General features: G+C 52.2%; 1 protein-coding gene and 1 pseudogene. One reads left to right on the top strand and one right to left on the bottom strand.

The genetic code is table 11. The annotated features are described in order from the left end of the window. A partial coding sequence (locus C5470_RS20130) for a non-ribosomal peptide synthase/polyketide synthase (protein ID WP_166291493.1) occupies window positions 1-20,960 on the top strand: 20,960 nt, incomplete at its 5' end. A gap of 865 nt (window positions 20,961-21,825) precedes the next feature. Here the strand turns inward: C5470_RS20130 and C5470_RS20125 are convergent. Further along, window positions 21,826-21,965, bottom strand: a pseudogene (locus C5470_RS20125) (ISAs1 family transposase); the annotation flags it as partial.

Raw genomic sequence — 21,965 nt, 5'->3', positions numbered from 1 at the left:
GGTTGTTGAATACCTATGGCCCGACTGAAAATACCGTGATTGCCACCTGTAAGGCGATCTTATCGCCGGAGGACGCTGGTTCTATCGGCAGGCCGGTCAAAAATACTGGCATCTACCTGTTGGACAGTAATGGCCAACCGGTGCCATTAGGCAGTACCGGTGAAATCTATATTGGCGGCGTTGGGGTGGCACGGGGTTATCTTAACCAGCCAGAATTGAGCGCAGAGCGTTTCCTTACTGATCCGTTCAGTGACAACCCGGATGCGCGCATGTACCGAAGTGGGGATCTGGCCCGTTACCTGCCGGATGGTAATCTGGAATTCCTGGGCCGCAATGACCATCAGGTGAAAATTCGTGGTTTCCGGATTGAACCGGGGGAAATTGAGGCCCGGCTGACGGAATATCCGGCGGTGCAAGAGGCGGTGGTGCTGGCGTTGGGTGAGGGACAGGATAAGCGTCTGGTTGCCTATATGGTAGCGGAAGTAGATGACGGGTTGGTTAACCGTCTGCGTGAACATTTGAGCGCGTTGTTGCCTGATTATATGGTCCCGGCGGCGTTTGTTCCGTTGGATGCTCTCCCGTTGACGCCGAATGGCAAGCTGGATCGCCGGGCACTGCCGGCACCGGGAGAGGCGGCTTTTGCCCGTCAGGTTTATGAAGCACCGCAGGGCGAAATGGAAACCGCATTGGCAGAAATTTGGCATGAATTGCTGGGGGTTGAACAGATTAGTCGGCATGATAATTTCTTTGCGCTCGGTGGTCATTCATTGTTGGCGGTGCGAGTGATGAACCGTGTCGCGGCTTTTGGTGTTGAATTGCCGTTGAGCACGTTGTTTAAAGCACCTTCTTTAATTGCTTTTGCTGAGGCAATGGGTTCCCGATTTGATGAACAGCGCGGTACATTACCTGCCATTCTGCCGGTATCCCGTGAGGGGGAATTGCCGCTGTCATTCGCTCAGCAGCGTTTGTGGTTCCTGGCGCAGCTTGATGGCGTCAGTGATACCTATCATATTCCGGTGGCTTTACGCTTGTGTGGTCAAGTTGATATCGCTGCCTGGCAGCGGGCGCTGAATACCTTATTTGCCCGTCATGAAGCGTTACGTTCTGTCTTCGTTTCCGTTGACGGTCAGCCTCAGGTCCGATTATTAGCGCCGGACAGCGGATTGCCTTTGTCTCAACACGATCTGCGCGGGATCCCGGATGTCGAAACGGTACTTGAACGTTTAAGGGCAGAGGAAGCTTATACGCCATTTGATCTCATGAGTGGTCCACTCATCCGTGCTTCTCTTATCCGGTTTGCGGATGACGAATATCAGCTTTTGCTTACCCAGCATCACATTGTTTCCGATGGCTGGTCTATCAATGTGTTGATACATGAATTAAGCACCCTCTATACGGCCTTTCTGACAGAACAAGCGGATCCATTGCCACCGCTGGCGATTCAATACCCTGATTATGCCGCTTGGCAGCGTCAGTGGTTGACGGCCGAACGTACCCAAATTCAATCCGACTATTGGCATGAGATGTTGGCTGACGCGCCGGTTCTGCTGGATTTACCTACTGACCGGCCACGTCCGCTTGAGCAGGTGTTTGTGGGGAATACGTTGCCGGTCAATTTGGATGCCGAGTTAACGAAAGCCCTTAAACACCTGAGTGAACAGCAGGGTGTCACATTATTCATGACGATTTTGTCAGCCTGGGCGGCGGTTCTATCGCGTCTGTCAGGTCAGGAAGATGTGGTTATTGGCACACCGAGTGCGGGCCGCAGTCGCCAGGAAGTAGAGCTGCTGATTGGATTCTTTGTGAATACGCTGGCGCTGCGCATTGACTTATCGGGTGAGCCGAATGTGGCTGAATTGCTGGCACGGGCGCGGCAAGTCGCATTGATGGCACAGGAGCATCAGGATTTACCGTTTGAACAGGTGGTGGAAATCGTGCAACCGCCGCGCCGATTGGCGCATTCCCCGTTGTTCCAGGTGATGTTTGACTGGGAGAACAATGAAAGTACCGAGTGGCGATTGCCGGGGCTGGCCGTGTCACCAGTCGATCAAGCCTTTGATGTCGTTAAGTTTGATCTGGAATTGAGCTTATCAGAAGAGGAGGGCAGGATTGTCGGTCATCTCGATTATGCAACTGCCTTGTTTGATCAACCGACAATCGAACGACACATCGGATATTTGCATACAGTGCTGCAAGCGATGGTTGCCAACGTTCAGCAGCGGGTTGGGGAAATTGATATTTTGGCGCCGGCAGAACGCAAGTTGTTGCTGGCAATCGGGAACGCGACAGAAACCGCGTATCCTGAGCCGTTGTGTATTCATCAGTTATTTGAACAACAGGTGAAGAAAAACCCGGGTGCGACAGCGCTGGAGTATCAAGAGCAGGCTCTCAGCTATGCCGAACTGAATGCCCTGGCTAACCGACTGGCGCATCAACTGATTACACTGGGCATTGCACCGGACCAACGGGTGGCGATTTGCGTGGCGCGTTCCCCGGCAATGGTGGTGGGATTGCTGGCGGTGTTGAAAGCGGGTGGGGCCTATGTACCACTGGATACCGCCTATCCGGGGGAACGTTTAGCCCATATCCTGAATGATGCGGCACCGGTGGTGGTACTGGCGGATAAAACTGGCCGGGCAGCATTAGGCGAGCTGGCACTGGCCGGGCTGACAGTACTGGACCCGAATATTCAGCCTGATCAGCCGGACAGTAATCCGCAGGTACTTGCGTTGACGCCACAGCATCTGGCCTATGTGATTTACACCTCCGGCTCAACCGGGCAGCCGAAAGGCGTCATGGTAGAACACCAGGCGATTTATCAGCGTTATCTGGGTTTTAATGAGACTTACGCTGTCACGCCACAAGACCGGGTATTGCAATTTGCCTCTTTTTCTTTTGATGTGTCGGTAGAAGATTTCTTCTCGTCATTATGCAACGGCGCCACGCTGGTAATACGTGATGATGGTTGGTTGGCTTCTGTGAAGGAATTCATCACGCTAACCCGGCAAAGCGGTATCACGGTGGTGTCATTGCCGACTTTATTCTGGTCTGAACTGGCGGCCAGAGATCATGGGTTACCGCTGCCGGATTGCCTCAGGTTGATCATCATTGGGGGTGAGTCGGTCAAAAAGAACGCTATTCAAGATTGGTTTACCCATGAAACCCATCGTCCCCGCTTATTAAATGGTTATGGTCCGACTGAAAACACCGTGACGGTGACTTACAAGGATGTACTATCGCCGGAAGATGACCGCTCTATCGGCCGGCCGGCTAAAAATGTCTGCATCTACCTGCTGGATCAATATGGTCAACCGGTACCATTAGGCTGTGCCGGTGAAATGTATATTGGTGGTGTGGGTGTGGCACGTGGTTATCTGAATCGTCCTGAGTTGACTGCTGAACGTTTCCTGGCTGATCCGTTTAGCTATATACCGGATGCACGGATGTATCGTTCCGGGGATTTGGCCCGCTACCTGCCGGACGGTGACTTGGAATTCTTGGGCCGTAATGACCATCAGGTGAAAATCCGCGGTTTCCGCATTGAGCCGGGGGAAATTGAGGCCCGGCTGACGGCGTATCCGGCGGTGCAAGAGGCGGTGGTGCTGGCGTTGGGCGAGGGGCAGGATAAACGTCTGGTGGCCTATGTGGTGGCGGAAACGGATGATGGGTTGGTTAATAGTCTGCGTAGCTACCTGGGTGCTATTTTACCTGACTACATGGTACCGTCGGCCTTTGTACGTTTGGATGCTTTTCCATCGACGCCGAATGGCAAACTGGATCGCCGGGCGCTGCCGGCGCCGGGAGAGGAAGCCTTTGCCCGTCAGGTTTATGAAGTGCCGCAAGGGGAGATCGAAACAGCACTGGCGGCGATTTGGCGTGAACTACTGGGGATTGAGCAGATTAGCCGGCATGACAATTTCTTTGCGCTCGGTGGTCATTCATTGTTGGCGGTGCGAGTGATAAACCGTGTCGCGGCTTTCGGTGTCGAATTGCCGCTAACCACGTTGTTTAAGTTCCCTTCTTTGGTTGGTTTTGCTGAGAAGATCCGTACCCGGTTTGATAAACAAGACCGGGGATTGCCTGCCATCCTGCCGATATCCCGTGAGGGGGAATTGCCGCTGTCATTCGCGCAACAGCGTTTGTGGTTCCTGGCGCAGCTTGATGGCGTCAGTGATATCTATCATATCCCGGTCGCCCTGCGTTTGCGTGGGCAGTTTGATATCGCCGCCTGGCAGCAGGCGCTGAATGCCTTATTTGCCCGTCATGAAGCGTTACGTTCCGTATTTATTGTTGTTGATGGTCAGCCTCAGGTACGACTACTGGCGCCGGACAGTGGATTAACTTTGTCTCAACGCGATCTGCGTGGTATCCCGGATGTTGAAACGGTACTTGAACGTTTAAGCACAGAGGAAGCTTATACGCCATTTGATCTCATGAGAGGCCCACTTATCCGAACTTCTCTTATCCGGCTCGCGGATGACGAATATCAGTTTTTGCTCACCCAGCATCACATTGTTTCCGATGGCTGGTCTGTCAATGTGCTGATACGTGAACTCAGTACCTTCTATACGGCGTTTCTGGCGAAACAAGCGGATCCATTACCACCGTTGGCGATTCAATATCCTGATTATGCTGCCTGGCAGCGTCAGTGGTTGTCTGCTGAACAGACCCAAACTCAATCCGACTATTGGCGCACCATGCTGGCGGACGCACCGGTTCTGCTGGATTTACCTACTGACCGGCCACGACCACCTGAGCAGTCGTTTGTGGGAAGTACCTTGCCGGTCAATTTGGATGCGGAGTTAACGAAATCCCTTAAGCGCCTGAGTGAACAGCAGGGTGTCACGTTATTTATGGTGATTTTGTCAGCCTGGGCGGCGGTTCTGTCGCGCCTGTCAGGTCAGGATAATGTGGTTATTGGCACACCGAGTGCTGGCCGCAGTCGTCAGGAAGTGGAACCGCTGATCGGTTTCTTTGTGAATACGCTGGCGTTGCGCATTGATTTATCGGGTGAGCCAAATGTGGCTGAGTTGCTGGCACGGGCGCGGCAAGTTGCACTGATGGCGCAGGAGCATCAGGATTTACCGTTTGAACAGGTGGTAGAAATCGTGCAACCGCCACGCCGGCTGGCGCATACCCCGTTATTCCAGGTGATGTTTGCCTGGCATAACAATGAGCATGCCGAGTGGGAATTGCCGGGGCTGACAATGTCACCGGTCGATCAAGATTTTGATATCGTTAAGTTTGATCTGGAATTAATCTTGTCCGAAGTAGAGGGCCGGATTGTCGGTTACCTCGATTATGCAGCCGCCCTGTTTGACCAACCGACAATCGAGCGACATGTGGGATATTTGCACTCGGTGCTGCAAGCGATGGCTGCTAACGTTCAGCAGAGGGTTGGGGAAATTGATATTTTGGCGCCGGCAGAACGTAAATTGTTGCTGGCAATCGGGAACGCGACAGAAACCGCGTATCCTGAGCCGTTGTGTATTCATCAGTTATTTGAACAACAGGTGAAGAAAAACCCGGGTGCGACAGCGCTGGTGTATCAAGAGCAGACTTTCAGTTATGCGGAACTGAATACCCGTGCTAACCGTCTGGCCCATCAACTGATAGCGCTGGGGGTAGCACCGGACCAACGGGTGGCAATTTGCGTGTCTCGTTCCCCGGCAATGGTGGTAGGGTTGCTGGCGGTATTGAAAGCGGGTGGGGCCTATGTACCACTGGATACCGCCTATCCGGGGGAACGTTTAGTCCATATCCTGAATGATGCGGCACCGGTGGCGGTACTGGCGGATGAAACCGGACGGGCAGCATTAGGCGAGCAAGTACTGGCAGAATTGATAGTACTGGACCCGAATATTCAGCCTGACCAACCGGACAGTAATCCTCTGGTGCTGGCGTTGATGCCACAGCATCTGGCCTATGTGATTTACACCTCTGGTTCAACCGGGCAGCCAAAAGGGGTGACGATAGAACATCAGGCGATTTATCAGCGCAGTTTAGGTTTTAATGAAACTTATGCGGTGACGGCGCAAGACCGGGTGCTGCAATTCTCCTCTTTTGCTTTTGATGCGTCGATCGAAGAATTTTTCTCGTCATTATCTAATGGCGCGACGTTGGTGATGCGTGATGATAGCTGGCTGGCTTCGGTACAAGAATTTATTGCCTTAATCCGGCAACATCGTATTACGGTGATGTCTCTGCCGACGCTGTTTTGGTCTGAACTGGCGGCATTACCGCTACCGGAGTGCCTCAGGTTAATCATTATTGGGGGGGAGGCGGTACAGAAGAACGCGGTTCAGGCGTGGTTTGCCCAGAAAGCCTATCGTCCACAGCTGTTAAATACCTATGGCCCGACTGAAAATACCGTGATTGCCACCTATAAGGCAATATTATCGCCGGAAGATACGCGTTCTATCGGTCGGCCAGTGAAAAATACCTGCATTTACCTGCTGGACCCCTATGGTCAACCGGTACCATTGGGCTGCACCGGCGAAATGTATATTGGTGGCGTCGGAGTGGCACGCGGTTATCTTAACCGGCCAGAACTGAACGCCGGGCATTTTATGCCGGATCCCTTGAGTTTGGCATCCGGTGCCCGGATGTATCGTTCCGGGGATTTGGCCCGCTATCTGCCGGATGGCAATCTGGAATTCCTGGGCCGTAATGATCATCAGGTGAAAATCCGCGGCTTCCGCATTGAACCGGGGGAAATTGAAACCCGGCTGGTGGAGCACCCTGCGGTGAGTGAAGCTGTTGTGCTGGCTTTGGGTGAGGGACAGGATAAGCGTTTGGTAGCTTATGTGGTCGCGGAAACGGATGACGAACTGGCTAATAGCCTGCGTAGCCACCTGAGCGCCATGTTGCCTGATTATATGGTCCCGGCGGCTTTTGTTCCGCTGGATGCTTTCCCGCTGACACCAAATGGCAAACTGGATCGCCGGGCGCTGCCGGCACCGGGAAACGACGCTTTTGCCCGTCAGGTCTACGAAGCGCCACAAGGCGAGATAGAAACTGCGCTGGCGGTGATTTGGGGCCAGTTGTTGGAGGTTGAACGGGTTAGCCGGCATGACAATTTCTTTGCCCTGGGCGGCCATTCATTGCTGGTTGTCCGGATGATTGAAGCTCTGCGGCGTATTGGTCTGGGCGTCTCGGTGCAAACGCTGTTCCGACATCAGACACTCCATGCTTTGGCTCAGTCTCTGGCGCAACATTATGAAATCCAGATACCTGAAAACCGTATTACACCGGATACTACGGTGTTGACACCGGATCTGTTGCCGCTGATTAACCTGACCCAGCCGGACATTGATCTTATCGTCGGGCAAGTGCCGGGTGGGGTCGCTAATATTCAGGATATCTATGCGTTGTCGCCGTTGCAGGAAGGGATTTTGTTCCACCATCTGCTGGCAGATGAAAGTGATCCGTACCTGTTGACCGGTCAAATGACCTTTGCTAACCGAGTTCTATTAGACAGTTATTTGACGGCGGTTCAACAGGTGGTTAACCGGCACGATATCCTGCGGACTGCGTTTATCTGGCGAGGATTATCCGTACCGGCGCAGGTGGTTTTGCGTCAGGCGACCTTATCGGTTACTGAACTGAAGTTAACGTCTGCTGATGGGCCGATCAGTGATCAGTTAACTCAGCGTTTTGATCTGCGTCAGCATCGTATGGATCTTGGGCAGGCGCCGCTGCTGCGTTTTATGATGGTACAGGAAGAAGGAGGACGCTGGATCCTGCTGGAACATCAGCATCATCTGATTGGTGACCACTCGACGATGGAAGTCATGGATCGTGAAGTGCAGGTGTATCTTGCGGGTCAGGAAGCGCGTTTGCCTGCGCCGGTTCCTTTCCGCAATTTGGTGGCGCAGGCCCGGCTCGGTGTCAGTCAGGAAGAACATACCCGTTTCTTCACTGGGATGTTAGCTGAGATAGATGAACCGACACTACCGTTCGGGCTGATGGAGGTGCATCGTGATGGTTCACAGGTGACGGAATCATATCGGATGTTAATGACTTCACTGAATGACCGTTTACGTCGTCAGGCCCGGCGTTTGGGCGTCAGTTTGGCGGCGCTGTGTCATCTGGCCTGGGCACAGGTATTGTCGCGTACCAGCGGTCAGGAGAAAGTGGTGTTTGGCACCGTGCTGTTTGGACGGATGCAGGCAGGGGACGGTGTTGACAGTGGTATGGGATTATTTATCAATACCTTGCCGCTGCGGTTGGATATGGATGATACGCCGGTACGGGACAGCGTACAGTCCGCCCATACCCGGCTTGCCGGATTATTAGCGCATGAGCATGCTTCATTGGCGCTGGTCCAGCGTTGCAGTGGTGTGCAGGGAGAGATCCCACTCTTTAGTAGCCTGTTGAATTATCGGCATAATGCCCTGTCGGCGACGTCGGATGAACTCGTTGGCGGCATTGAATTTCTGGATGGACAGGAGCGGACAAACTATCCGTTAGTGTTGTCGGTAGAGGATTTTGGTGACGCACTGGGGCTGACGGCTCAGGTGGTACAGCCGCTTGATCCGGAACGAGTATGTGGTTATATGCAACAAGCGCTGGAAAGTATGGTGGAGGCACTTGAACAGGCTCCGGAAACGCCGGTACGGCAGTTGGAAATTCTGCCGGAAGCGGAGCGTACACTGTTGCTGAAAACCTGGAATGCGACTGAAACTGTGTATCCTGACCAGCTGTGCATTCATCAATTATTTGAACAACAGGTGGAGAGAACGCCAAGGGCGCCAGCGTTGATCGCGGGAGATAAGATTCTTAGCTATGTAGAATTGAATGCCTGTGCTAACCAACTGGCCCACCAACTGATTAAGCAGGGAATTAACCGGGATGAGCACGTGGCGGTTCTGTTAGAACGTTCTATTGAACTGGTAGTGGCACAGTTGGCTATTCTAAAGGTTGGGGCCGTTTATGTTCCTGTCGATCCCCGAGTGCCGGACGAGCGGAAAGTCTGGTTGATGAACGATTGCTCCGCTAAGTTGTTGATCACCGATGCGCAATCTGATATTCCGCTTGGCCTTTCTGTTCCTCTGTTTCGCCTCTCCAGTGAGACCGATACCATTAAGACGGAAGATAGCTTCAATCCTGATTTACCGTGTTCCAGTGCCGGATCAGCGTATGTTATGTATACCTCCGGCTCGACCGGCATGCCCAAAGGCGTGGTTGTGCCTCATCGTGCGGTAGTCCGGCTGGTCATCAATAATGATTATGCTGAAATTGGGCCGGATGATCGGGTTGCTTTTACGGCTAATCCGGCTTTCGATGCCAGCACGTTTGAAGTTTGGGCGCCGTTGCTCAACGGCGGTGCGCTGGTGGTTATCGACCACGTCACGTTGCTGACGCCACACAAGTTAGTGCGGGCTTTACAGGTGCATCGCGTCACGGTTCTGTGGCTGACTATCGGGTTGTTTAACCGGTTGGCGGCAAAGTTGTCCCCGGTTCTTCCGCAGATAAAGATCCTGATTTTCGGCGGAGATATCCCCGATCTGCATGTGATCGCTCAGGTTTTGGATAATCATCCGCCACAACAATTATTGCAAGCTTACGGTCCGAGTGAGGGAACCACCTTTACCACGATATATCCTATCGCGGCGTTACCGAGGGGAGCGACGAGGATCCCGATTGGTCGGCCAATAGCCAACACGCAAGTTTATCTGCTGGATGCTTATGGTCAACCGGTGCCGTTGGGTATGACCGGTGAGATTTATGTGGGCGGAGATGGGGTTGCCTGTGGTTATCTCAATCGCCCTGAATTGACTGCGGAACGTTTCCTGGTTGATCCGTTTAGTAAACAATCGGATGCGCGCATGTATCGGACCGGGGATTTGGCCCGTTACCTGCCGGACGGTAATCTGGAATTTTTGGGCCGTAATGATCAACAGGTCAAAATTCGGGGTTTCCGAATTGAACCGGGTGAAATTGAGGCCCGGCTGGTGGAATATCCTGCGGTGCAAGAGGCGGTGGTGCTGGCGTTGGGAGAGGGGCCGGATAAGCGTCTGGTGGCTTATGTGGTGGTGGAAACGAATGACGGGTTGATTAACTGCCTGCGTGAACATCTGAGCGCGTTGTTGCCTGACTATATGGTACCGGCAGCCTTTGTGTGCTTGGATGCTTTTCCGTTGACGCCTAATGGCAAACTGGATCGCCGGGCGCTACCTGCACCGGGAGAGGAGGCTTTTGCCCGTCAAATTTACGAAGCGCCACAAGGCGAGATAGAAACTGCCCTGGCGTCTATTTGGCGTGAATTGTTGGGGATTGAGCAGATAAGCCGGCATGACAATTTCTTTGCTCTGGGTGGTCATTCGTTGTTGGTTGTCCGGATGATTGAATCCCTGCGGCGCATTGGTCTGGGTGTATCAGTACAAACACTATTCCGACATCAGACACTGCGTGTTCTGGCTCAGTCTGTGGCTCAACAGCGTGAAATCCCAATACCTGAAAACCGCATTACAGCGGATATGACGGAGCTGACACCGGATCTGCTGCCGTTGATTGACCTGACCCAGCCTGAAATTGATCTGATCGTTGGGCAGGTGCCGGGCGGGATGGTCAATATTCAGGATATCTATGGGTTGTCGCCGTTGCAGGAGGGGATTTTGTTCCACCATCTGCTGGCAGACGAAGGTGATCCCTATCTGTTGACCAGCCAGATGGCCTTTGCTGACCGCGCTCTACTGGACAGTTATTTGGCAGCAGTTCAACAGGTGGTTGATCGGCACGATATCTTGCGTACGGCTTTTATCTGGCAAGGATTATCTGTACCGGCACAGGTAGTTTGGCGTCAGGCGACCTTGTCGGTGACTGAACTGACACTGGATCTGGCTGACGGCGCGATCAGTGACCAGTTAACCCGGCGTTTTGACCCGTGTCATCATCGTATAGATCTGGATCAGGCACCGCTGCTGCGCTTTATAATTGCACAGGAAGAAGGGGGACGTTGGATCTTACTGGAACAGCAGCATCACCTGATTGGTGACCACACCACACTGGAAGTGCTGAACAATGAAGTACAGGCGTATCTTACCGGTCAGGAGGACAGTTTGCCTGCCCCGGTTCCTTTCCGCAATCTGGTGGCTCAGGCCCGGCTTGGTATCAGTCAGGCAGAGCACACTCGTTTCTTTACCGAGATGTTAGCTGAGGTAGATGAACCAACACTGCCATTTGGACTGACGGAGGTGCATCGTGATGGTTCACTGGTGACGGAATCGCATCGGATGCTGACGACCGAACTGAATGACCGTTTGCGCAGTCAGGCCAGACATTTGGGCGTGAGTTTGGCCGCCTTGTGCCATCTGGCCTGGGCGCAGGTATTGTCGCGTACCAGCGGTCAGGAGAAAGTGGTGTTTGGCACCGTGCTGTTTGGACGGATGCAGGCTGGCGAAGGTGCTGACAATGGTATGGGGCTGTTTATTAATACCTTACCGTTGCGGTTGGATATGGATCAAATCCCGGTACAGGACAGCGTACAGGCCGCCCATGCCCGGTTGGCGGGATTGCTGGCGCATGAACATGCTTCACTGGTGCTGGCTCAACGTTGCAGTGGGGTAGCCAGTGGCACACCATTGTTCAATGCGTTGCTGAACTACCGGCATAATGCGCCGCTGACCACCTCAGATGACATCATCAGCGGTATTGAATTCCTTGACGCGCAGGAGCGAACCAACTATCCGTTTTCCCTGTCAGTGGAAGATTTTGGCAACGCACTGGGGCTGACGGCTCAGGTGGTACAACCGTTTAATCCTGAAAGGCTATGTGGGTACATGCAGCAGGCGCTGGAAAGCCTGATCGAAGCGCTTGAACAGGCTCCGGAAACGCCGGTCCGGCAGCTGGAAATTTTGCCGGAAGCGGAACGTACGTTGTTGCTGAAAACCTGGAATGCCACGGAAACCGCGTATCCGGACCAATGGTGTATTCATCAGCTGTTTGAACAACAGGTGGAGAAAACCCCTGATGCGACAGCATTAGTGTATGAAGGGCAGACGCTCAGTTATACCGAATTGAACATCCGTACTAACCGGTTGGCTCATCAGTTGATTGCACTGGGTGTAGCACCGGACCAGCCGGTGGCGATTTGCGTGTCACGTTCACAGGCCATGGTGGTGGGATTGTTGGCGGTGCTGAAAGCGGGTGGCGCCTATGTGCCGTTAGACCCGGCTTATCCGGGTGAACGTCTGGTGCATATCCTGAATGATGTTGCGCCGTCAGTGATACTGGCTGATGAGGCCGGATGTGCAGTACTGGGCAGGGAAGCGCTGGCCGGACTGACGGTATTGGACCCTAATCTTTTGCCTGATCAGGCAGACCGTAATCCACAGATACCTGCGCTGACTTCGCGTCATTTGGCCTATGTGATTTACACTTCCGGCTCTACTGGCACACCGAAGGGGGTCATGGTTGAGCATGGCTCTCTGTTAAATTTACATGGAACGCTGACGGAGCGTGCATTTGCGTCTTCACCGGCACCTTACCGGGTTAGCCTGAATGCCAGTATTTCCTTTGATGCGGCATTGCAGAACTTACTGGGTTTGTTGAATGGCTATACGCTGGTGATTGTTCCACAAGATGTGCGGGCTGATAGTGCGGCTTTATTGCAATTTTTAGCCAGGACAAATCTTGATGTACTGGATTGTACGCCAATGCAATTAGAGATGTTGCTGGCAGCGGGTTTGCATCAGCATCAAAAAGCGTTGACGCTGTTGATTGGTGGTGAACCCATATCAGTACAAACCTGGCAGACGGTAGCCGGTATACCGCAACTGACAGCTTATAACGTATACGGCCCAACCGAATGTACCGTGGATGCGACGCTGGCCTGCATAGAGCCGGCGCATCCTTCTCCGACGATTGGTCGCCCGCTTGCCAATACCCGGCTTTATTTACTGGATAAGTTTGGTTGTCCTGTGCCGTTGGGCGTGGTGGGGGAATTGTATATTGCTGGTGCGGGTGTCGCGCGGGGTTATCTGAACCGGCCAGAATTAACCGCTGAACGTTTCCTGGTCGATCCGTTTAACGATAAACCGGGTGCACGGATGTATAAAACGGGAGATTTAGCCCGTTACCTGCCGGACGGTAATCTGGAATTCTTGGGCCGTAATGACCATCAGGTGAAGATCCGCGGTTTTCGCATTGAACTGGGTGAAATTGAAACCCGGTTATTGGAACACCCTGCGGTGAGTGAATCCGTTGTGCTGGCTTTGGGAGAAGGGCAAGATAAGCGTCTGGTTGCCTATGTAGTGGCGCAAGCGGATGACGGGTTGGTTAACCGTCTGCGTGAACATCTGAGCGCGTCGTTGCCTGAGTACATGGTACCGTCTGCTTTTGTGCGCTTGGATGCCTTTCCGTTAACGCCGAATAGTAAATTGGATCGCCGGGAGTTGCCGGCACCGGGCGAGGACGCTTTTGCCCGTCAGATTTATCAAGCGCCTCAAGGCGAGATGGAAACTGCCCTGGCGTCTATTTGGCGTGAATTGCTGGGGGTTGAACAGATTAGCCGGTATGACAATTTCTTTGCGCTGGGCGGCCATTCGTTGTTGGTTGTCCGGATGATTGAATATCTGCGGCGTATTGGTCTGGGTGTTTCGGTGCAAACGCTATTCCAGCATCAGACACTCCATGTTTTGGCTCAGTCTCTGGCGCAACATCGTGAAGTCCAGGTACCTGAAAACCGCATTACACCGGATACTACGGTGTTGACGCCGGATATGTTGCCGCTGATTAACCTAACCCAGCCTGAAATTGATTTAATCGTCGGGCAAGTGCCGGGCGGGATGGAAAATATTCAGGATATTTATGCGTTGTCGCCGTTGCAGGAGGGGATTTTGTTCCACCATCTGCTGGCAGATGAAGGTGATCCGTACCTGTTGACTGATCAGATGACCTTTGCTGATCGCTCTTTGCTGGATAATTATCTGGCGGCGGTTCAACAGGTGGTTGACCGGCACGATATCTTACGGACCGCGTTTATCTGGCAAGGATTATCTGCACCGGCGCAGGTGGTTTTGCGTCAGGCGCCTTTGTTAGTCACTAAACTGAGGTTAACCCCCTCTGACGGGCCGATCAGTGATCAACTGGCCCGGCGTTTTGACCCACGTCATCATCGTATGGATTTGGGGCAGGCACCGCTGTTGCGCTTTATGATGGCACAGGAAACAGGGGGGCGTTGGCTCTTGCTGGAACAGCAGCATCATCTGATTGGTGACCATTCGACGATGGAAGTGATGGATCGGGAAGTGCAGGCGTATCTTGCCGGTCAGGAAGCGCGTTTACCTGCGCCGGTTCCTTTCCGCAATCTGGTGGCTCAGGCCCGGCTTGGTGTCAGTCAGGAAGAACACATCCGTTTCTTTACCAATATGTTAGCTAAGGTCGATGAACCGACACTGCCGTTCGGGCTGACGGAGGTGCATCGTGATGGTTCACAGGTGACGGAATCGCATCGGATGCTGACAACCGAACTGAATGACCGTTTGCGCGGTCAGGCCCGGCATTTGGGTGTGAGTTTAGCCGCCTTGTGCCATCTGGCCTGGGCGCAGGTACTATCGCGTACCTGCGATCAGGAAAAAGTGGTGTTCGGCACCGTGCTGTTTGGACGGATGCGGGCGGGGGACGGCGCTGACAGCGGCATGGGGCTGTTTATCAATACCTTGCCGTTACGGCTGGATATGGATGATACCCCAGTACGGGACAGTGTACTGACAGCCCATAGCCGGTTAGCGGGATTGCTGGATCATGAACATGCTTCACTGGCGCTGGCCCAGCGTTGCAGCGGTATACAGGGGGAGACTCCACTGTTTAACAGCTTGTTGAACTATCGGCATAATACTTTGCCGGAAACGTCGGACGAAATCATTAGTGATATTGAAGCCTTTGGCGGACAGGAGCGGACCAACTACCCACTGGCACTGTCGGTGGAGGATTTTGGTGAGGCTCTGGGGCTGACGGCTCAGGTGGTGCAGCCGTTTGATCCGGAAAGGATATGTGGATACATGCAGCAAGCGTTAGAAAGCCTGGCAGAAGCGCTTGAACAAGCCCCGGAGACCCCGGTGCGGACACTGAACATTTTACCGGAAGCAGAACGAAAACTGTTGCTGGAGACCTGGAATGCCACGGAAACCGCGTATCCTGAGCAGTTATGCTTTCATCAATTGTTTGAACAACAGGTGGAGAAAAACCCTGATGCGATAGCGTTAGTGTATGAAGAGCAGAGCCTCAGTTATACCGAATTGAACACCTGGGCTAACCGGCTGGCGCATCAGCTGATTGCACTGGGTGTCGTACCGGACCAACGGGTGGCAATTTGCGTGGCGCGTTCACCGGCAATGGTAGTGGGATTACTGGCAGTGTTGAAAGCGGGTGGGGCTTATGTGCCGTTGGACCCAACTTACCCGGGTGAACGTCTGGCGCATATCCTGAATGATGCCGCGCCGACTATTTTGCTGGCGGATAGTGTTGGGTGTGCGGTGTTGGGGGCGGAGGAATCGGCTGTGCTGACTGTGCTCGATCCGAATATCCTGCCTGATCAGCCGGATAGTAACCCGCAGGTCCCTGCATTGACTTCACAGCATTTGGCGTATGTGATTTACACTTCCGGTTCTACCGGTATGCCAAAAGGGGTGATGGTGGAGCATCGTGGTGTGAGTAATCTGGCGCTAGCACAAATTACCCGGCTTGACATGCGTGTAACCAGCCGGATGTTGCAGTTTGCTTCCTTTGGCTTTGATGCCAGTGTTTGGGAAATCATGATAGCGCTGAGTGGGGGAGCAAGCTTAATTATCCCTGCCGACGCGGTTCGTCAGGATCCATGCCGTCTTTGGCATTATCTGGAAGAGCAGGCGGTGACGCACGCCTGTTTGACGCCCGCGTTGCTGCGGGAGGGGATTGATTTGCCGGCGATAACGATAAGACCCACATTGGTGCTGGCGGGTGAAGCTCTGAGTACCGTGTTGCTTCAGGCACTGAGGGAGAAGGTAACGCTGTTCAATGCGTATGGACCGACGGAAACGACGGTCTGCGCTACGACCTGGCGCTGCCCGTCAGATTATATGGATGAATGGGTTCCGATTGGGCAGCCGATGGTTAACACGCGGGTTTATCTGCTGGACACCTATGGTCAGCCGGTACCGTTGGGGGCTGGGGGAGAACTGTATATCGGAGGAGCGGGTGTAGCACGAGGTTATCTCAATCGTCCTGAGCTGACTGCTGAACGCTTCCTGGCTGATCCCTTTAGCGATAAACCGGATGCGCGCATGTATCGAACCGGAGATTTGGCCCGTTACCTGCCAGACGGTAATCTGGAATTCCTGGGGCGTAACGATCAACAGGTGAAAATTCGTGGTTTCCGTATTGAACCTGATGAAATTAAGGTTCGGTTGGCGGAGCATCCAGCGGTGAGAGAATCTGTTGTGTTGACATTGGGTGAAGGGCAGGATAAACGTTTGATCGCTTATGTGGTGGCGCCAGCGGAGGAGGGACTGGCTAATCGCCTGCGCAGCCACCTGAGTGCTATTTTACCTGATTACATGGTGCCGGCGGCGTTTGTGCGTCTAGACGCCTTCCCGTTAACGCCGAACGGCAAGTTGGATCGCCAGGCGTTGCCTGTGCCTGGGCAGGAAGCTTTTGCCCGTCAGGTCTATGAGGCCCCGCAAGGCGAGATAGAAACTGCCCTGGCGGCAATTTGGCGTGAATTACTGGGGATTGAACAGATTAGCCGGCATGACAATTTCTTTGCCTTGGGCGGGCATTCGTTGCTGGTTGTCCGGATGATTGAATGCTTGCGGCGTATTGGTTTGGGTGTCTCGGTGCAAACGCTATTCCAGCATCAAACACTCTGTGTCTTGGCTCAGTCTGTGGCTCAACATCGTGAAATCCAGGTGCCTAAAAACCGGATTACACCGGATACGACGGTATTGGCACCAGAGCTATTGCCATTGATTGATCTGACCCAGGCTGACATCGATCTTATCGTTGAGCAAGTACCGGGAGGGATCGCTAATATTCAGGATATCTATGCGTTGTCACCGTTGCAGGAGGGGATTTTGTTCCACCATCTGCTGGCAAACGAAGGTGATCCGTACCTGTTGACTGGTCAAGTGGCCTTGGCTGACCGCGCTCTGCTGGATCGTTATCTGACGGCGATTCAACAAGTGGTTGACCGGCACGATATCCTGCGTACCGTGTTTATCTGGCAAGGATTATCCATGCCGGCGCAGGTGGTTTTGCGTCAGGTACTTTTATCAGTGACTGAGTTGACGCTGGACCCCGCTGACGGGGAGATCAGCGAGCAATTGGTTCAACGCTTTGATCCCCGTCATTATCGTCTCGATTTGAACCAGGCGCCATTGTTGCGCTTTATCGTGGCGCCGGAAACGGATGGTCGCTGGGTTGTATTGCAATTGCAGCATCACTTGATTGGTGACCATACGACGCTGGATGTGATGGATCGTGAGGTGCAGGCGTATCTTGACGGTCAGGAAGCGAATCTGCCTGCTCCAGTTCCTTTCCGCAATCTGGTGGCTCAGGCCCGGCTCGGTGTCAATCAGGAAGCGCATACTCGTTTCTTTACCAATATGTTAGCTGAAGTAGATGAACCAACACTCCCCTTTGGATTGACGGAGGTGCATCGTGATGGTACGCAGGTGACGGAATCTCACCGGATGCTGACGGCGGCGCTGAATGATCGTTTGCGTGGTCAGTCCCGGCGTTTGGGTGTAAGTTTGGCCGCTTTGTGCCATCTGGCCTGGGCACAGGTATTGTCGCGTACCAGCGGTCAGGAGAAAGTGGTGTTCGGCACCGTGCTATTTGGACGTATGCGGGCGGGGGACGGTGCAGACAGCGGTATGGGATTGTTTATCAATACCTTGCCGCTGCGGTTGGATATTAATGATACCCCGGTACGGGACAGCGTACAGGCTGCCCATACCCAACTCGCTGGATTATTAGAACATGAACATGCTTCATTAGCGTTGGTTCAGCGATGTAGTGGTGTGCAGGGGGAGACTCCACTCTTTAGCAGCTTGCTGAACTATCGACATAATGTATTGCCGACAGAGTCGGATGAACCCATCAGTGATATTGAATTTCTGGGCGGGCAGGAGCGGACTAACTATTCGTTTGTGCTGTCGGTGGAGGATTTTGGTGGCGCACTGGGACTGACAGCTCAGGTGGTGCAGCCGTTTGATCCGGAACGGATATGTGGTTATATGCAGCAGGCGTTGGAGAGTCTGGCAGAGGCACTTGAACAGGCCCCGGAGACGCCGGTTCGGGCACTAAACATTCTGCCTGAAACCGAGTGTACGTTGCTGTTAAAGAGCTGGAATGCGACGGAAACCGCGTATCCTGACCAGTTATGTATTCATCAGTTATTTGAACAGCAGGTGGAGAAAAACCCGGATGCCACAGCATTGGTGTATGAAAGCCAGACGCTCAGTTATGCAGAACTGAATGCCTGGGCTAACCGGTTAGCTTACCAACTGATTGCCTTGGGCGTGGAGCCGGATCAGCGGGTAGCGATTTGCGTGTCACGTTCACCGGCAATGGTGGTCGGGGTGTTGGCGGTATTGAAGGTGGGTGGCGCTTATGTGCCTCTGGATCCTGCTTACCCGGGTGAGCGTATGGTCCATATTCTGACGGATGCCGCGCCTGCCATGTTGTTGGTGGATGATATCGGGCGTGTGGCATTAGGGGCAGAGGTGTTGGCTGCGTTGACCGTACTGGATCCAAATATTCTGCCTGATCAGCTGGAAAGTAACCCACAGATATCTGGATTAACCTCACGGCATCTGGCCTATGTGATTTACACCTCTGGCTCGACGGGCACACCAAAAGGGGTGATGGTTGAACATCGAGGGTTGGTCAACCTGACTCTGGATAAAATCACCCAGTTTGGCATTGGCGCTGATAGCCGGATATTGCAGTTTGCCTCATTGGGCTTCGATGCCAGTGTCTGGGAAATCATGATGGTGCTGGCCGGTGGGGCGACTTTGATTATTCCTGCTGAGATTATCCGCCAGGACCCTGACCGCCTCTGGCATTATCTGGAAGAACAGGCGGTGACGCACGCTTGCTTAACACCAGCACTGCTTCGGGAAGGAGCCGGTTTATCAGAGATAACGATAAAACCGACATTGATATTGGGTGGTGAAGCCCCCAGTGTGACGCTGATACAGGCGCTGAGGGGAAAGGCAACGCTGTTCAATGCATATGGCCCGACGGAAATCACCGTGTGCGCCACCAGCTGGCGTTGCCCGTCAGATTATACTGGGGTGCTGATCCCTATTGGCCGCCCGACCGCCAACACGCGGGTTTATCTGTTGGATGGTCATGGTCAGCCAGTACCGTTAGGCGCGATGGGGGAGTTGTATATTGGCGGAGCCGGCGTAGCGCGGGGTTATCTCAATCGTCCTGATTTGACTGCTGAACGTTTCCTTATTGATCCCTTTAGCGATAACTCGGAGGCGAGAATGTACCGCACTGGGGATTTAGCCCGTTACCTGCCGGACGGCAATTTGGAATTCTTAGGCCGTAGCGACCAACAGGTGAAAGTTCGTGGTTTCCGGATCGAACCTGGTGAAATTGAGGCCCGGCTAGCGGAGCATCCTACGGTGAGTGAATCGGTGGTGCTGGCGTTGGGTGAAGGGTCGGATAAACGTTTGGTCGCTTATGTGGTGGCGCCAGCGGAGGAGGGATTGGCTAATCGCCTGCGTAGCCACCTGAGTACTGTTTTACCTGACTATATGGTACCGGCGGCATTTGTGCGTCTGGATACACTTCCACTGACCCCGAACGGTAAGCTGGATCGCCGGGCGCTACCGGCACCAGATAATGAAGCCTTTGCCCGTCAGGTTTATGCAGCGCCACAAGGCGAAACAGAAACCGTATTGGCAGCGATTTGGCGTGAATTATTGGGGATTGAACAGATTAGCCGGTATGACAACTTCTTCGTGCTGGGTGGTCACTCACTGCTCGCTATGCGAATGATAAATCTTGCTGCTGGCCGGGGTTTGGTTTGCACATTAAATGCGTTGTTCCAATTCCCGGTGTTGGCTGAATTGGCAGCAAAAATCACCTCAGATTCGCTGTCTCAGCCACAAAGTGGTGCTATATCGGTGCGATCTGATGGAACAGGGCTGCCACTGTTCTTTGTGCCTAGCGGAATGGGCGACTATTCTTATGTCTTTGGATTGGCTCAACAGATTCAGCCAGGTTATCCGATTTATGCACTGCCTTGGTCATCCATCAGTGAAGAACCGATGTCGATGATGGAGGCGCAAGCTGCCAGAATGATCAGCTTGATGAAAGCGGTTCAACCGGAAGGCCCGTACCGGCTGGGTGGTTACTCTTCCGGCGGTATCTTGGCTTATGCTGTTGTCCAGCAGCTTTTGCATGATGGTGAGACAGTTAACTTCCTGGGATTGATTGATACGCCGGCTCCTCACTATTTTGGGCAGCGGAAAGTGCCGCCTAAACATCAGTTCTTTGTCGAATTAGCAAGGCAATCAGGGGAAGAGCGCACCAAAGAGATGGTGGAGTTGTATCGGCAAATTGATGAGTTGAATTTGGTACAGTTTATTGAAGCGGCACAGCAATTGGTGTTATATCCTGCAAATCTGCGCGCTGATTTAATCGCAAAGCGTTGGGAGCAGATAGAGAGTTATGCGCAGATGGTTAGAAATTATGATCCGCAGGTATTAGCGGTAACGCTGAATCAGTTTTATGCAATGGAACCTTCTCCCGCTATTTCTTTTATGGCGGATGAAGAGCCGGAACTTTTAAGTATAGAACCATCGCTGGGCTGGGATCAGATAATACCTGATGCTTTGCTTCAACTGATTGCGATACCGGGTAACCATTTTAGTGTATTAGAGGATAATGAACATAAAACGGCTTTAGCTCAGGCTCTGAATAGGGCGCTGGCAATCAGTGGTAATGGGGAGGCACTATAATACTGATATATTAAGGAATATTGGATAATTTAACGCTGTCGTGATAATCCGGTATATATTATTTATACCGGATTATTCATGGGGTATTATTTAACTGGTTTATGAAAAAATTTATTCCCCCGATTGAAAACGTTATTAAAATCGGTTGTTTTTTAAATATATAATCTGATTAACCTATTTCATATTCTTATTTGTCTTTTTTTACGAATTATATAAGCATTAATAAAGCCAATTATTTTTCACTGATAGCTTTATGATGGGCTGGTTTTAAACTTGTTATTAAAAGTTATTTTTTAACTTATAATTTTAATCGGTATGAAGTTTTAACCGTTGTTTTTACCCCTTTTAACGTATGCTTTTTATTAAGTTTAATCATCATGGTAGATTGTATTTTACGTTTAACTAACATTGATTATACTCACTTTTTATCTTTACTGACGCTGTTTTACTGATAATCCTGAGCAGTTTTTATAAATTTTTTATCTTCATAAATCAACCTGTAAATAACCTGATGGTATAAAGATACCTTTTTACGTGCTAATTTCTTTTCAACTTGTTATTAACAGTTAATGATTTTCGATTAAATGCGATTAACTGTCCTCTGAAAAGTTGAATTTATTGCGTTTAATCCGCCCCGATATAAAATCTTTAACACTTCGGTATTCGCGCTTTTAAATGATTATAGCAGATCAGGTAAATGTAAAATAAAGGGAGGATAGGATCACTGATAAATAAATTAAACCGGTCAGGGTAAAAAAGTGGGATGCCGTCCTGCATTTTATGATGTGCAGGGTTTAACCTGTGATTAAAAATCATTTTTTAACTGATGGTTTTAATCGGTATAAAGTTTTAACTGTCGTTTTTATCACTTTTTAACCCCGGCTTTTTTAAGCTTATTCCTTTGACTTGGCGCACCGCAATCACATTGTTTCAGCATATTTAAAACAAAACGCCGGAATAACGCCAAATTCTCAATGGCTCCGTCCAGAACGATACGTGAATCAT

It is taken from the genome of Photorhabdus stackebrandtii (genome assembly GCF_011189495.1).
GTDB classification, from domain to species: domain Bacteria; phylum Pseudomonadota; class Gammaproteobacteria; order Enterobacterales; family Enterobacteriaceae; genus Photorhabdus; species Photorhabdus khanii.
The sequence above is the reverse complement of the archived record's forward strand: the minus strand, read 5'-3'. Positions and strand labels throughout refer to the sequence as shown.